Below are 16,044 nucleotides of genomic sequence, written 5' to 3' on the forward strand. Positions count from 1 at the left end.
CTACTCCTATTTATTTAAAAGTTAACTTGCAGACCCATTACTAAAGAAGTGGTAATCGGATAAGCTTTGTAGCTCATTTCAGGATCCCAACCGTCGGGGAAATTACTCAGACAGAAAAGGTCACTACCGCTCACATAGAAACGGACACGATTTATGCCTGCCTTTTGCGTCCAAGTTTCAGGCAGGGTATAACCCAATGTGAGGTTTTTCAAACGGAAATATGAACCGTTGAACATCCAAAAGCTAGATGTGGCGTAGTTATTGTTCTTCGATACGTTCGAAAGGCGGGGATATTTGGCTGACAGATTCTCTTCAGCGGTATTGAAGGGACTCCAATATTTACCTTCGAGAATTGACGGCACGTTACCGAAGTTATCACGCAAAGGTTGTACCATGGCAGTAGAAAGGTACGAATTCTGCTTGCCGATACCTTGGAAAGCAATGCTGAAGTCAATCCCCTTGTAGGAAGCATTGAATGTACCGCCATACTGGAAACGAGGAAGTGAGTTACCCAAGGGGACACGGTCGTACTCGGGGCTGATTATTCCATCGGGTACACCATCAGGGCCACTGATATCACGATATTTCAAGTCACCCACCGTTACGGTAGTGCTGGTACGGGCCGAATTGTTCACTTCTTCCTGAGTCTGATAGATGCCATCGCACACATAACCATAATATTCATTGAAAAGAACACCGGCACGCTTAATCTTACCACCGCTGATTTGCTCGCCATCATTCATATAGTCAATTTTTGAGAGGAAGTCAGAGAAATTCACATTCACGCCATACTTGAAGTCTCCTATCCGGTCGTTCCATGCCAGTTCGATATCATAACCATGAGTAGACATCTTGCCCGCATTTGTACTGGGGTTGTTGTATCCCATGAAGTAAGGGATCTCGATATTCAGCAACATATCCTTAGTCTGCTTCCAATAATAGTCAAAGTGAAACTGCAGACGATTGTTGAAGAAGTTGGCATCCAGACCGATGTCGGTACTGGTAGTTGTTTCCCAAGTAATATCTTCTACAGCCAACACAGCAGGGCGGGCTGTCTTATCAGAAACAACACTTCCGTCAGCCATATAGAATAATGAATTTCCAAAACTCATCAAAGCAATGTAGGGAAAATAGTTGTCACCGATACGTTCGTTACCTAACTTACCCCACGAGCCACGCAACTTCAGGAATGAAAGCCAGTCCCAATTGAGGTTCTTCATGAATTTTTCTTCGCTCATTACCCAACCTGCCGAGAATGAAGGAAAGGTACCCCAACGATAACCTTTGGCAAAACGCGAACTACCATCATGGCGTACATTGGCCTGAAACAGGTAACGATCGGCGTATGAATAGATAACACGGCCGAAAACTGAATTAGAAGTATACTCATTGCCTTTACCGCTATTGGTCTGGAAATCTTCCGAACCGATATTGAGGTAAGGATAACCGGTAAGTTCGTATTTATCACGGGCAGCAGTCAGTTCTTCGTCCTTCATGTAGTAGTTCTCAAAACCTGCCATCACTGTGAGATTATGCTTTCCAAAGGTTCCCATATAATTAGCAATAAGCTGGCTGGTGACATGATAATTATCCTTACGGGTTTCTTCAAGCGAATTAGTAGTCCATGTGCTGCCGGAGTCGAAATAACCGCCGAAAGTTTCGGGGTCATCGGCGAGGGTATATCCGCATGAGTTTTTAAACGCTTTCTTCTTTTGATAATTGATGAAAGGAGATACGATACCCGAGATGCTTAATCCCTTGATGGGCTTGAAAGTCAGCGAACCTTTACCTGCCACCTGGGTACTGTGAGCCACTGAGTTACCACCGGCTACAAGCAACCCGTAGGGGTTTGAACCACTCTTACCCGAAGCCAGACGACCATCGTCCCAGGTAGCGGGATAGATAGCAGGCATCTTACGCATGGTATCGAAAGGATCAAAATTTTTAGTACTACTCTTAGCATGACGGATATTCACGTCTATTTGGGCACTAAGTTTGTCGTTGATATTAAAGTCGTTGTTCGAACGAAACATATAACGCTGGAATCCACGGCCATCGTAAAGACCGTCCACCTCGTCATACGAAAGGGTAGCTACCGACTTTACCGCTTTGTTACCGCCCGATACGGAGAGAGTGTGAGTCATACGGGGTGCACTCGACTTCAAAATCAAGTCAGTCCAGTCGGTAATGGGGTAGTTGTTGGGATCGGTAGCATTATACTTTACCCAATTCTTTGTTTGGTCGGCCGTGTATTCTTGAAAAAAACCGCCGGTAGGATTATCATTATACTTCAACTCGTTGCTCATCTCCAAGTAGCGGGTGACTCCTACCATGTTGGGTTGTTTGGTAGGGATTTCCCAACCAAATTCGGCATTGTACTTCAAATTGATTTTACCGCTATCGTTACCGCGCTTGGTAGTAACCAAGATAACACCGGCAGCAGCTTTCGAACCGTAAATACTGGCTGCCGCAGCATCTTTCAGTACCGAGATACTCTCGACGTCATTAGAATTCACATAGTCGAGCGAGCTTTGTACACCGTCTACAATTATCAACGGACTCGATTCACCCATAGTAGTAATACCACGCACACGGATAGAAGCGGCGCCTGCACCGGGAGCCGAGTTATCACGCGTCACCATCACACCCGAAAGTGATCCTTGCAAGGCATTGGAAAGCATGGCTGTGCGTTTGTTCACCAACTCTTCCCCTTTCACGGCTGCCACCGCACCGGTGAGGTCTTTCTTCTTTACCGCACCGTAACCGATAACAACCACTTCGTTGAGTGCTTTGCTGGCTTCTTCCATTACGATGGCATACATATTCTTGCTATCTATCCGCACGGTTTTGTCCATATAACCGACGTAGCTGATAAGCAGTTCGCTACCCTCGGGAACATCAATCTGAAACTTACCGTCAAGGTCGGTAATGGTAGCTGCTTCACTACCTTTCACACGAATTGTAGCACCAATCATCGGAAGCTCGGTGGCATCAACTACCTGTCCCGAGATACGCTTCGCTTTTTTCACCTGGGTGGCAGCCCTTTTAGAAGAATTGGCAGTGATAGTTACCTGGCGGTTCTGAATGTTATATTTCAAATCGGCCAGCCGGCATACTTCCGTCAAAATAGCATCAATCGACTTTCCTTGCAGTTCGATGTTTACTTTGTTGTTGAGGCGGTCTTTCACTGGTTGGTCATAGACAAAAACATATTGGCTATGTTTCTCAATGTAGTCGAACACTTGCTTTACAGTCGAATCTTCGGCTTTAAGGATATACATCCCATTTACCTTTTCGAACGAAACAGTCGACGCGCTGGAATAAGCGGGTACAGACAGTAGTCCAGCCAGGCAGAAAGCTTTTGCCAAGCTCACCACCGTAGTTGTGATTGTTTTTCGATTCATAATATAAGATTAATAATTAATATTTATTGCATAACGATTTATGAGTAATCTGCCGGTTACTTATTGATTTTAAGTTTGCCGACTTTGCACCATCCCTCAAATAGAAGATTCTTGTCGACCGCCATCTTCAAGCCCGGCTGGCATGCTTTGGTAGTATCAACCAAGCCGATAAGCCAAGTGTAACTTCCCTTTTGAAGTCCATCCAGATTGATAGTGGTAGTATAATGACCATCACGACCTTGCACCCAAGTTGAGAGGTCAGCTTCCTCTGCAAGTTGTTTTTTCACAATGTTATGATTAGTATCCATCAAAGCGATGCAGACTTTATATTTTCCTTTCCACTGGGGAATGTTGGTAGGACAGTATCCCCAACCCAGATTGCGCCAGTTATGTTGTACATTCACCTGTTCGCCTGAACGGGCTTTATTTACGAAACTTACCTCAGTGGGATAGAGCCGGTATCCTCCCTCACGCTCGAAACGTTTTACCAGGTCGAAAGAGGTATTAAACCATGAGGCTACTTCATCGCCAATGCGAAGATCCATCATATTGACATGAGCATTGCGGCTTTCTTCGTACTCGCCTAAGCGTACATCTTCCGAATGACCTTCACGATACTTTCCACAGGGATCAATCCAGTAACGGTGGTGTGCTCCGGTAATCCATCCTCCCTCCATAATGATGGGCAAGCGAAAGCGGTAAGCGCGGGCAAAATCTTTTTCCCACTGTTCGTAGTAGCCGGTCATCCCAAAAGCGTCGTGACGGATGGTGTATCCTTTGGCAATGGCTCTTTCGAGCAGTCTCTTACTATCAGGATGTGGTTCCGCCCAACTGATGGTGTCTCCTACCAGACGATGGTAGTTTATCACCAATGGTACACGTTTGAAGGCTTTTGCATAAGCATCGGTGATCCATTCGAATACTGCTACTTTATTTGAGTAGTCATTATATTTCACAGCGTGCGCTTCACCCCACTTGCCAAGTCCATAGGCATCAATAAAATCCACTTTATCGGGGTCGTCAAAAGCAACGGCAAAGGCTTGAAGGAATTTTTCGTATTTCTGTTGGAATACGGCATCGTCAGGATAAGGCGACCACATTTGAGAATTATTAGGGTCTTGAAAACCTTTCGCACCGGCTTCCTTTACATAAAGAGGTGTGTTCTGTCCCTGGTCGCGGCTGTCTACATTGATGCGGAAAGCCAACCGCATTCCACGTTCGCGCACCGAAGCAAGCAATTTATAGATACGTGAGTCCGGATCGTTCCATACATACTTTCCCTCTTTACTTTCGAGCATGTTCCAATTGATGCGAATGTAACATGTACCGGCATAATCGCTCACACGAACAGTAGAGTCCCCACCATTTACGGGCATAGCATCATAGTGTTGGGTCTGCCAAAAGTTTTCATCCCATGCACGTCCCAGGTACATTACCCAACCCGTAAGGGGATTTTTGAGTACAGAAGTAGTATCAGGCTCAAAACATACTGTTTGTCCGGGCGCCTTCACTCCTTTAGTTATAGCTGCTTGTGTATGTGTCGAAGACCATCCACAGAGTATCAGAGCTGCTATAAAAAGCATAAATGTGCGTAACAAAGTGTATCTTTTCATATTCTTCAATGGTATTAATAAAGCATAGCTTCTCCTTACGAGAAAGCGTATAAGTCTCCTCTACCTTGCTATGAAGGCATTATAAATTGGTTGATAATAAGTTCTTATGTAATTATTTCATTCAGTAGCAACTGACTACAAAAGCAGTTACTTCTTCACTAAGTAGATCGTATCACCATGAACTTTCATACGGGTTTGCGTCATGGTTTCAATGGTTTGCAAAACTTCTTTCACACGATTACCAAGTATCAGCTTGCCATAAAGCTTATTAGCCGATATCTTATCATCAGGCAGAATCGTCACTCCATAATAATGACTGAGTCGTTGGGTGACAGACTCTACACTTTCACCGGCCAGGTTAATCATACCCTGCATCCAACAAGTATATTCGTCGGTATTTACTAACCGCTTCTCAGCGAAACCACCCTCCTGCAAATTCACCATTTCATTCGGTTTCATACGAACCCGATCATTGTTTGTCGTTTTTAGTTCTACCGAGCCTTGAACCAATACCACTTGCGAATCCGAAGTATCGTAGTTGTTCACATTAAATCTTGTTCCAAGTACTTTCACTCTGAAATTATCTGAATGAACCAAAAACGGATGCTCTGCATCGTGTGCCACATCGAAATAAGCCTCACCCTTCACGTACACCTCACGGCACTCACCATCAAAACGTTTGGGATAGCGGACAATCGTACGTGAATTGGCTATAATCTTGGTGCCGTCAGCCAACATCAACGTCATCTTTTCGCCCACAGGCACTTCCACCTCTTCATCATATGCATCAGCCATCAACTCCGTAACTTCCATGTGGGACAAACCGTTCATTGTATCCTCTGTAACTATATATTTTATACCTATTAAAAGAAGCAGCGTAGCAGCCACCGAACCGGCATACATCAAAACGCGCCGCTGCCTGGATTTACGTTCTTGCTGATGCATTTTCAAAAAAGCTTTTTTCTTAATGCCGGAGATATCTATCTCGGCCGGGGTACTGTGTTCTATAAACGACTTCAACTTGATGTCGCCCTGCAAATCCCCATATGTATAATCATTAATATCTTTATCCATCTTCAATTCTTTTTATCCTTTCAATATCTTTTTCCCTTTTATAATCTTCTCATGAGAAGTTCCCTTCTATTTATAAAGACGCAAAGGTTAGATTTATCTATAGGTTGAAATTCTATTTTTTTCTTTTAGTGCTATTCTTTTTCTAAATCACCCGTCCACAAGTCTCTTTCTCAAAGCATTCATAGCATATCCTATATGGTAATTCACAGTAGGAAGCGAGATTTGCAGCATACGCGCAATTTCCGCATAAGGCATTTGTTCCAGTTTTGCCAAAAAGAATACATGTTTGCACTTGGGCGGCAAACTATCAATTGCTTCATTCAAGCATTGGAGTTCTTCACGTGAAAGCATGTCATCCATCGGATTCTGCATATCGGGAAAAGAGAAATTCTGAAGTTCCTCAAAAGAGATTTCTTGATTACTCTTTGTCTCCTTGCGCAAATAAGAGATTGACTTACGATATACAATCGTATTCAACCAACTCAACATGCTGGCTATTTCCAAAAGCGTCTTACGTAGTTTCCACACTTCAAAGAAAACATCGCCTACCACTTCTTCAGCCATTTCCTTATTACTAAGGATACCAAAGGCATGATAGTATAATCTCTTCGAATATCGGTTCATGAAACTATTAAAAGCTAGCTCATCCCCTTTGGAAATCAACAAAAGTTCTCTTTCCAAGTCTTCCATTTAATTAGATTAGTATTTTATATATTTACAGGCGCAGGATTCTTGTATGTTATATAGGTGGAGCTATATAATATTAACGTTCTTTATCAATAATAGAAGGAGCCATATCATTGCTTTGAAACGAAGTTTGATATAGCCCTTCTATACTTAACAGTTACAATCGGAACTGTATAAAGCAGATATTCCATTTTTGGCATCCCTCTCTATAAGGGAACAGATTATCTCGCCATTTTGTAGATTTCATTGCCCGCCATCAAGAAAGCGCCGACTCCATAAACTTCCGTCATATCACGAGTCACTTTCTTCGGGTCGGCACCGATTTGCTGCACATAGCCCAGTTTTCCATTCGGTTCTACAGCCGAGACTAATGCATTCCAACCTTTTACCATCACAGGAAGATAGGTTGCCTTATCCAATAAGCCTTCGTTTATTCCATAAGCAATGGAATAGACAATGAAAGTAGTGCAACTCGTTTCCGGTGACGGATAAGAGGTAGGGTCCAAGAGACTGGCATGCCAGAAACCGTCCGGATGCTGCAATCCGGCAACACGTGTAGCCAGTTTTACAAACAATTCTTCATAGAATTGGCGGTTCTTGTCTTTCTTGGGCAGTTCCTTTAATATTTCAACCAGGCCGCCAAGCACCCAACCGTTGCCACGTCCCCAGAAGACTTTCTTGCCATTGGCTTCGCGCTTATCGAAATAACGCCAGTCACGGTAGAACAGGTTTTCTTCTTTATCGAACAGGTAATCATAAGTCGCTTTATACTCACGATTCATAAATTTGATATACTTTTTCTCTCCGGTCAGCATATATAGTTTGGCATATACAGGGGGAGCCATAAAGAGAGCGTCACACCAAGTCCAACGTTCCAAAGTCTTTAAGTCTCCCTCTATCAGTTTGAAACTGCCTTCGGACGGGTGATTGACAATCCATTCTGCACGGGCGAGTGTAGGGATAATCATTGCTTCGTCTTTGTACTTGCGGTATAAATCCAGAAAGGACTGCGATACGGCGATATCATCGGCATGGTAAAACCGTTTGTCCGGCTGCCAGCAATTCCGCCGGCCTATATGGGTGAGCCACTTATAATAGGTATCATCGCCGTCTTCTTTTTCAGCCAGTTCCGCCCAATCCACCATGCCGACATAAAGAGCGCCTTGCGGCCAATTCAAGTCGTCATGTTCAGGGGCAGGATGGGGATTGGCAATCTGCCAATCCGCCACCTTTCGCATGATAGACTTAATTTCTGCTTTTTGAAAAGGAATCTCTGTTGCCATTATAAAAGTGGCACATAACAGGGATATTCCCAATAAAAGTGTTTTCTTCATTATATATTCATTTGGTTATCATTCGATATTATAACTCAACCGTAGCCTTTAAAGACAACTTCTTATTTTTCCCATTACCGGATTTTAGTCTATTAGCTCTATCTTTACTTTCTGGTCTTTTACCAGAATATAATATTCTCCGATTTCCAGAAATCGTTTACCGTTCCCATCAACAAAACCCAAATCACGTTCCAGGTCAACGTCAAAACGAAAGACTTTCGTTTCACCAGCCTTGATTAGTTGCTTCTCAAAATGTTTCAATTCTTTCACCGGACGGGTAATAGAACAATAAGGGTCGGAGATAAACCAATGTACCGTTTCCAAGCCATCACGTTTTCCCGTATTCGAGACAGAAACTTCTACTGAAAGACTTCCATCACGTTTGACTGTCGTAACAGAAGGAGTAACAGTGCCATACTTGAATTCTGTATAGCTCAGTCCGTGACCGAACGGATACAACGGGTCACTTGTAATGTCCTTATAGAAGCCCTGATGTCCGCGACCGCTCTTACGACGGTTATAATAAATAGGAATCTGTCCTGTCGAATAAGGGAAAGTCATGGCAAGTTTGCCGGAAGGGTTGATACGCCCTGACAATATTCCCGCCATTGGAACCGCACCATTCACACCCGGCTGCCAAATTTCTAATATAGCATCAGAAATAGGTTCTAACCGGTTCAACTCTAACGGGCGTCCGTTCACCAATATCAATACGACTGGTTTACCGGCTTTCTTCAATTCTTTTGCCAGTTCTTCCTGAATCTGAGGCAATGCAATAGAGGAACGGGAAGCATTCTCACCACTCCAGGTCATCATCTCGCCCAGACAAAGAACAACTACGTCAGACCAACGGGCTGCTTCCAATGCCTCTTCAAAACCTTTGCGATTATTTCCTTGTGTGTTGCAACCTAATGCATAACGCAGTTCGGCTGTTCCAGCAAACTCAGTTACCAATCCATTATAAAGCATTGCTACATCCGTATCTTTCCCATGACCGCACCAAGAGCCTAACAAATCCCAGCCATTTTTTGCCATTGGCCCTATTACGGCAATCTTCTTTTTATTTACCAACGGCAGTAGCCCGTTCTCGTTTTTCAGCAATACCATAGATTCTGCCGCAAGCTGGGCTGCGATATCCATACTCTGCGGACGAAAAAAACGTTCCTTCTCAGTTGTAGTCGGAGTATAAGGGCGTTCAAACAAGCCTAAACGGAATTTGACCCGCAAGACACGACGTACTGATTCATCAATCTGAGCCATTGTTATTTTTCCTTCTTCAACGAGCTCTTTCATATGGCGGTCGTAAGCATGAGACATCATATCCATCTCAAGACCGGCATTGAAAGCATAGACTGCCGCTTCTTTCTTGCTAGCTGCCAATCCCTGATTTTTCAGTTGCTCGATTGCTCCCCAATCGGAAACGATAAACCCATCATGTCCCCAACGTTCTTTCAGAATCTCCGTCATCGTATAGCGATTGGCTGATCCGGGAATTCCACTAATGTCATTAAAAGAGCTCATAAGAGTAGCTGCCCCCGCCTTCACTCCCATTTCATAAGGCAGCAGATAGGTATCCCAAAGAGTTTGCGCAGAGATTTCAGTATAAACATAATCACGTCCGGCTTCTGAAGCACCATAACCAATATAATGCTTCAGGCAGGCAGCTATACGGTCTTCGGCCGACATATCATCTCCCTGATAACCACGCACCGAAGCAGCGGCAAATACTCCATTCGCATACGGGTCTTCTCCGTATCCCTCGGCCACACGTCCCCAACGAGGGTCACGCGCCACGTCAATCATCGGTGAGAACGTCCAGTCCACTCCCGACATACGGGCTTCTTGCGCAGTAACAGCGCATGCTTTCTCTACCAATTCAGGATTCCATGAGCAAGCCTGTCCCAAAGAAATAGGATATACAGTACGGAATCCGTGAATGGCATCGTAACCAAAAATAATAGGAATGCCCAAACGAGACTCTTCCATAGCCTTCTTTTGCACGTTATTACGCAAAGTAGGGTTCGTATCGTAATAAATCAATGAACCGATTTCTGCCGGCACTTTCTTAACCTCTTCTCCTATATTATTCACATTGTTATTCCGCCCCATGGTATATTGGTTCAGTTGCAGAATTTTCTCTTCCAGAGTCATGCGTGCCAACAAGTCATCGACTCTTTTTTCAATCGGTGCTTCGGCATCCTTATACAAAGGAGCACTTTTTATATCTTTTGCCGAAAGGGTACATGCTACTCCCAACAGACATACACCGAAAGTTAATCCTTTTCTTCTCATTGTTTCTTCATCAGTTAGTTATTATATTATTAATCCAAATAGTTCTTTCAGACAGACACATTGGCTATCATGGATTCTCATGCAAATCTCTGTTAATCATTTTTTTTTCAGATGTTGATCGGCAAACCTCACATACTGTGTCCAGTCATACAGGTTAATGTCATGTTGCCCCGAACGGATATGATAACCGATAGTTCCGGATAATATAGGCTGATTGACAGACGGCATCTCTTTTACAGGTAATCCCGGCAAACCGAACAATTCATAAACAGGAGAAGCATAAAACCCGGAAAGAAATTCTCCTTTTGGGTCAGCCCAACGGTCTTCTTCCGCACTAGCGATATAAACACTTCGTAAGTCTCATACATGCCAGAGAAGGCACTAGCCTGCTGAAGACTGGCATAATCCCATTCTTCATCCGCCAGTGCCGTTTCCAGCGCCATCTTTTTCTTTTCTATCTTCTTACCATCCAAACCGATCTTCCGATAGGCATAAACGGAATCATTACTACGAGTATTCTTTACATGACGTTCTAAAGAACAACCACCTATATACATATTGCCAATAATCACAGGAATACCCTCCGAATCTGCCAGTTCATACAAATACTGCTCCACCGCATCTTGTGAGAAACTATTGCCAATAGCTAATATTTTAATAGCTTTTTGCTGCGCATATGCTCCACTCTGAAGAAATGATAGCAACAAAAGCAGAATTGCAATCAGAACTTTATTTTGTTTCATCTTTATTCGAATATAGAAAAGAATGAGACCCTGTTACTGTACCTGCCTTATAGACAATGCATTTAAATGCCCCTCTGTCGCAGCTCCACTCAAGCCAACAACCTCAATAACGACTTTACCGTCAGCTGTTGGTTCTACATTTTCAAACTTAGTGATATATTCTCCATAAGGAACTTCTTCAAAAGTTGCATACTCTCCATCATTAGTACCTAACTTCAAACCTGTTCTTATCTCTTTCGGACCGATAGTGTTTTTTCCTTTCAACGTATATTCAGATGTACGGGCTGCCTTGCTACCACCAAAGCGTACAGCCAATATCGTGAAATTATATTTATTGGCAGAACTCAAACCTGTCACTTCAACTGTTGCCGGTTCAGTATCTCCAGCGTTAGCAGTTCCACTTACAATAATTCCATCCTTCCATGCTGACATAGGAAATTCCACCTCATCCGCAACCATTACCTTATCCGGTTCTCCGGATGTTCCATTATATACAGAAGTAAATCCGCCAGCTACTCTCACGCTTACGTTTGTAGCATTAGCCTTTGCATCAGACAATAACAATGGAGCGGCACTTACGGAAGAAGTATAATTATTCCATGGAGTAGCGGAAGTTATTGTCGGGCTACCAAAATCAACATAAATAGGAGCAGTCAGTACATCCGAATCAACGCGTTTCTTTAAATCAACCAATTCGGTCACTGTATTCGGGCTCTGTACAGCCATATGAGCTGCAGTTTGAGCAACCTTTATCGTTTTCTCATCCAACCCTTTCGGAGCATACGTATTACCTACTACATTCTTTCCCGTAATCTTCTCAAACCAAACACAAGCAGCAGTATAGCGTCCATAAGTTGTTTCCAAATGATAGTATCTCGTAGCGTCACCATTGTCAAGACGAGTGAAATTGTCACCGATAAAGGAAGTACGTCCATTCTGAATAGCTGTTCCTGCAGGAATGATTATATTGATTTTTTGGTCGGATGCGGCTTCATTTACTGCATTAACGATAGCTCTGTACATTGTCATCTGATCATTATCATAATTTTTAAAATCAGCATGATTTGAATAAGACGCGTAAGCCCAAGTCTGATGCAACATCAACTTCATATATTTGTTAATGGCGCGGCCTTTCACATAATTAACCAGATTACTTAAATAAGGCTTGTATGTATCATACTGTCCGGACTTTCCACTCACTTGCTGAAGACTGATATAATCCCATTTATCATCTTTCAAAGCTGCTTCCAATGTAGTATTCGCCTTAGTAGTCTTGCTTCCGTTCTCTATTTTACGATAGCTATATTTTGCTTGATTACCGTTAGCATTAGCCCAATGAGTTTCCAAAGAACATCCTCCGATATACATATTACCGATAACAGCTTCAATTCCTTCCGCTTTCAACAATTCATACAGATATTGTTCGACTGCATCTTGCGAGAAGCTATTACCTATTGCCAAAATACGAAGCGGAGATTGCTTAACCGTTACGGATATTACTTTAGAAAGTCGTTTCGTCTCTCCCGGAGATTCCACTTTGATGAAAGCCTTTCCTGCCTTCATTCCTTCAACCTTTACATTTGTACCATTATCCTCTATGATTTTCAGGATTTCCGGGTCGGAAGATGTCCATACATATTCCAGGTTTTCAGCTTCCGTACTGCTAAAAATTGGATTGATAGTCATTTCATCGCCAGTCTGCAAGCTAACAACATCTTCCACAATCATCCAATGAGTACCCTTGATAGGATTGTCTACTTCATCGTCGGAACAAGAAGATATAAACACATTACTTATAAACAAGAATATCAGGAACATGCTATATTTCCATGCTATGTTATTTTGAAAAAATACATTTTTCATAATACAGAAGTTTTAGTAGTTACACATTTTCTTATAATGAATAAAAAGGATATATAGAATTATCTCCTCTCCAATAAGGAGTGGAATAACATTCTTTATGTAGATATTTATAACAGGATAACCGTTACTTAACCGTTATATCCATCAGTTTCACCCAACCGGAGTCTAACAGGTTATTCTTGACTGCCATCCGCAATCCGATTGTATTATCTTTAGTGGTATCCACAAGACCTACCGCCCACTTATAAGCACCTACGGACACTCCCTTCAATGTCAAATCAAAATTATAAGTAGTCGGCTTGTTCTTCAACCATGTAGATAAATCTGTTTGGTTATCAACAAATACCTTTTTTACTTCGTTCTTATCATCCAACAAAGCAAATGCTACTTTATAGCGTTGATTCCATTGCGGAATATTAGTGGGACAATACCCCCATCCCATATTATTCCAACGATGAACAATCGTTATTTTCTCGCCACTCTTAACATCTTTAGGCAATGAAACCATATCAGGATATAGACGATAACCACCTTCGGTAACAAAACGCTGTACCAGTCCGAAACACTTGAACCAAGACATGGTTTCGCTTCCTGCACGAAAGTCCATCATATTGACCCGTGCCTCAGCCGAAGCATCAAATTCTCCCTGACGTACATCTTCCGGATGCCCTTCGCGATAACCCATAGGATCAAGCCAATAACGATGCTGATTTACGATCCAACCTCCTTCCATAATGATAGGACGTTTATAATTCCAACGGGCTGCAAACTGCTTTTCCCAATCTTGGTAATAACCATTCATCCCAAAAGCATCATGACGCAAACTATATCCTTTGTTTATAGCACTCTCAAGCAAACCTTCCGTTTCAGGATCTAAAGCCCCCCAGCCAGAAGTGTTTTCAGCACCAATCAGACGATGGTAGTTAATTACCAACGGCACCTTGGTAAAGCATCGGGAATACAAATCTGTAATCCATTCGAAAACCTGTTTCTTTTTTGAATGATCTTCATAAATCATCGTGTGTGCTTCACCCCACTTTCCTAATCCGTAAGCATCTATAAAATCGACTTTATCCGGGTCATTAAATTCCTGTGCAAGTGCTTCTATGAACTTAGTATATTTTTCCTGAAAAACCTTATCATCGGGAAAAGGTGATTTACGCGCTAATGCAGTCTCCTCGTTTGTTGGTCCCGGATCTTTATACCAATGTGCACCGGCGTCAAAAACATATTGGGGAGTGTTTAGTCCCTGGTCACGTCCATCCACTACGATTCTGAAAGACAAACGCATCCCACGCTCCAAAACACTTTTCAGTAATCTGGTTAAACGGGCAGTCGGATCTTTCCAGATATATTTCCCTTCTTCCGGCTCCAATGAGCTCCAACTTGTCCGTATATAACATGTACTGGCATAGTCGGAAACCTTTACCGGTTCTGCCAACTCCGGCACGGAAACATTATCGTAACCTTCTGTTGTCCAGAAATTTTCATCCCAACCACGCCCCATATAGATCACCCAGCCATTCAACGGATTACGTAATACAGTTTTCTTATCTGGAGTGATTTTCACTGTGACATTACCGGCAGGCAGTTCACCATTTCCATTTCCTTCATCACCATTATTATCACCACCCGAACATGCGGATAAATTTGCTGAACAGAAAAGCAAGAGAGCTATGCTCCAACTTTTCATAACAGATACTGTTTTTTCTATTTTCATTTCAATATTGATATTAACTATTGCCGTATCTTGTGGAATACGGCAATAGTATAAATTCAAATTATTTATATGCTACAATCTTTTTATTTCGCAAGTCTAAAACAACAAGAGTACTTGACGGAACATTAAAGTATGAGTTACGCTGTTCACCATCAGCTCCTCCAGTAATCGCCTGAGACACACCATATGTAAGCGTCTTTTGTTGGCGCAGCCCATTCAATAATGCAGGAGAGAAGCAATAAGTATTATTTGCTTTACCGCTTATATTTGCTATAAGGAACTTTATTTGGCTTCCCGATATCGGAGTACCCTTATGTACAAGTACTTGCGGGTCGGCCAAACTTGGCGTAAAGTTCCCATCTACAGGTGTACCCCAGCCATTTATATTACCATGCAACCACAAGTTCGTTACAGTAGTAGTTATTATATCTTCTGCAGCACTTCCATTATATCGCCATTCGAGTGTCAATGGTTCCAGTTGTTTACTTGGCGGATAGACAGCGACAGTTTTCGCTTGCATATCAACAACAACGCGATGCTCACCTGTTTCTGTAATCTTCCATCCGACAGCACTTCCTTTTTGTCTCATGACTACAGATAGCGTATCTATTTTATCGGTTGACAATGCAACATCATCCCCACTTTCGGGACTGATATAATTAGTCTCACCTTCAAACTCGACAGGTATCTTCAAGACCCCCGGTTTCAAATCCAACAAAGCCGCATACAGATATTCATTTTCCTGTGTCAGTGTCATTTGTGTTTTATCTGCACCTACCGCATCACCTTCCAGGAATACTTTATCGGCATCAAACACAATAGGTTTATAAGGACGAACATCTACATTGATTGTTCTCACTTCAGGCATCGCATATTTAGAACCACCATCCCATTTGGCAAGTACACGAAACTGCAAAGTAGCAGGTTTAGTGTAAGTTCTTCCCCACTTTTCTACCAACAGCTTCTGCAATTGCTCGGTCGTATAGCTTCTGGAAAAAACACCTTCATCCTCTTCTGTGCGCACACTGGATGCAAAATCATTGCCTTCAATATCCAACTTTGTGACATAAGTGACTGAATATTCTTCCGGCATCTGGCGTGCTTCTGTCCAATCAAAAGTCAAAACCACCTTATTAGGTTCGTTACCGTCGAGTTCGATATTTGTACTTGATGCATGTACTTCCAATGTTTCCGTAGCAGCAAAGAAATCACTGTTGTTCACATTATCATCATCATTGCATGCACTTAAACAAGTCAGAACAAATAACGGCAGTATATTATAAAATGATATAATTTTTCTCATACTTATCATTG

At 42.6% G+C, this 16,044-nt stretch carries 9 protein-coding genes and 1 pseudogene; all 10 read right to left on the reverse strand.

The annotated features are described in order from the left end of the window. Window positions 1-14: 14 nt before the first annotated feature. Window positions 15-3,404, reverse strand: a complete 3,390-nt coding sequence (locus tag BacF7301_RS03240; RefSeq protein ID WP_167960149.1) for a SusC/RagA family TonB-linked outer membrane protein — start codon at window positions 3,402-3,404, stop codon at window positions 15-17. A gap of 56 nt (window positions 3,405-3,460) precedes the next feature. Then, window positions 3,461-5,017: a DUF4832 domain-containing protein gene (locus BacF7301_RS03245; RefSeq protein WP_167960152.1), complete on the reverse strand. Its 1,557-nt coding sequence runs from the start codon at window positions 5,015-5,017 to the stop codon at window positions 3,461-3,463. Between the two features lie 147 nt (window positions 5,018-5,164). Continuing rightward, window positions 5,165-6,091 carry a FecR family protein gene (locus tag BacF7301_RS03250; RefSeq protein WP_167960154.1) on the reverse strand — a complete coding sequence of 309 codons (927 nt, stop codon included), beginning with the start codon at window positions 6,089-6,091 and terminating at the stop codon, window positions 5,165-5,167. 147 nt (window positions 6,092-6,238) lie between these two features. Then, window positions 6,239-6,781: an RNA polymerase sigma factor gene (locus BacF7301_RS03255; RefSeq protein WP_167960156.1), complete on the reverse strand. Its 543-nt coding sequence runs from the start codon at window positions 6,779-6,781 to the stop codon at window positions 6,239-6,241. A gap of 218 nt (window positions 6,782-6,999) precedes the next feature. After that, the gene (locus tag BacF7301_RS03260; protein ID WP_167960158.1) at window positions 7,000-8,112 is read right to left on the reverse strand and encodes a glycoside hydrolase family 88/105 protein; all 1,113 of its coding nucleotides are present in this window, start codon (window positions 8,110-8,112) and stop codon (window positions 7,000-7,002) included. A gap of 84 nt (window positions 8,113-8,196) precedes the next feature. Continuing rightward, on the reverse strand, window positions 8,197-10,404 hold the full coding sequence (locus BacF7301_RS03265; RefSeq protein ID WP_167960160.1) for a glycoside hydrolase family 3 N-terminal domain-containing protein: 2,208 nt from the start codon (window positions 10,402-10,404) through the stop codon (window positions 8,197-8,199). Between the two features lie 350 nt (window positions 10,405-10,754). Beyond that, window positions 10,755-11,147 (reverse strand): annotated as a pseudogene (locus BacF7301_RS03270) (DUF4886 domain-containing protein); the annotation flags it as partial. Between the two features lie 33 nt (window positions 11,148-11,180). Continuing rightward, window positions 11,181-13,010, reverse strand: coding sequence for a DUF4886 domain-containing protein (locus BacF7301_RS03275; RefSeq protein ID WP_167960162.1), 1,830 nt, complete (start codon window positions 13,008-13,010; stop codon window positions 11,181-11,183). 124 nt (window positions 13,011-13,134) lie between these two features. Continuing rightward, window positions 13,135-14,703, reverse strand: a complete 1,569-nt coding sequence (locus BacF7301_RS03280) for a DUF4832 domain-containing protein (RefSeq protein ID WP_167960164.1) — start codon at window positions 14,701-14,703, stop codon at window positions 13,135-13,137. Window positions 14,704-14,791: 88 nt separating this feature from the next. Beyond that, on the reverse strand, window positions 14,792-16,033 hold the full coding sequence (locus BacF7301_RS03285; protein WP_167960166.1) for a SusE domain-containing protein: 1,242 nt from the start codon (window positions 16,031-16,033) through the stop codon (window positions 14,792-14,794). Between the last annotated feature and the right edge of the window lie 11 nt (window positions 16,034-16,044).

Source organism: Bacteroides faecium (genome assembly GCF_012113595.1).
GTDB classification, from domain to species: domain Bacteria; phylum Bacteroidota; class Bacteroidia; order Bacteroidales; family Bacteroidaceae; genus Bacteroides; species Bacteroides faecium.

What these genes read in the sequence shown, in the direction of transcription:
- BacF7301_RS03280 (WP_167960164.1), bottom strand. Translation starts at nt 14,703, where the DNA reads ATGAAAAGTTGGAGCATAGCTCTCTTGCTTTTCTGTTCAGCAAATTTA.
- BacF7301_RS03240 (WP_167960149.1), bottom strand. Translation starts at nt 3,404, where the DNA reads ATGAATCGAAAAACAATCACAACTACGGTGGTGAGCTTGGCAAAAGCT.
- BacF7301_RS03255 (WP_167960156.1), bottom strand. Translation starts at nt 6,781, where the DNA reads ATGGAAGACTTGGAAAGAGAACTTTTGTTGATTTCCAAAGGGGATGAG.
- BacF7301_RS03245 (WP_167960152.1), bottom strand. Translation starts at nt 5,017, where the DNA reads ATGAAAAGATACACTTTGTTACGCACATTTATGCTTTTTATAGCAGCT.
- BacF7301_RS03285 (WP_167960166.1), bottom strand. Translation starts at nt 16,033, where the DNA reads ATGAGAAAAATTATATCATTTTATAATATACTGCCGTTATTTGTTCTG.
- BacF7301_RS03275 (WP_167960162.1), bottom strand. Translation starts at nt 13,010, where the DNA reads ATGAAAAATGTATTTTTTCAAAATAACATAGCATGGAAATATAGCATG.
- BacF7301_RS03250 (WP_167960154.1), bottom strand. Translation starts at nt 6,091, where the DNA reads ATGGATAAAGATATTAATGATTATACATATGGGGATTTGCAGGGCGAC.
- BacF7301_RS03265 (WP_167960160.1), bottom strand. Translation starts at nt 10,404, where the DNA reads ATGAGAAGAAAAGGATTAACTTTCGGTGTATGTCTGTTGGGAGTAGCA.
- BacF7301_RS03260 (WP_167960158.1), bottom strand. Translation starts at nt 8,112, where the DNA reads ATGAAGAAAACACTTTTATTGGGAATATCCCTGTTATGTGCCACTTTT.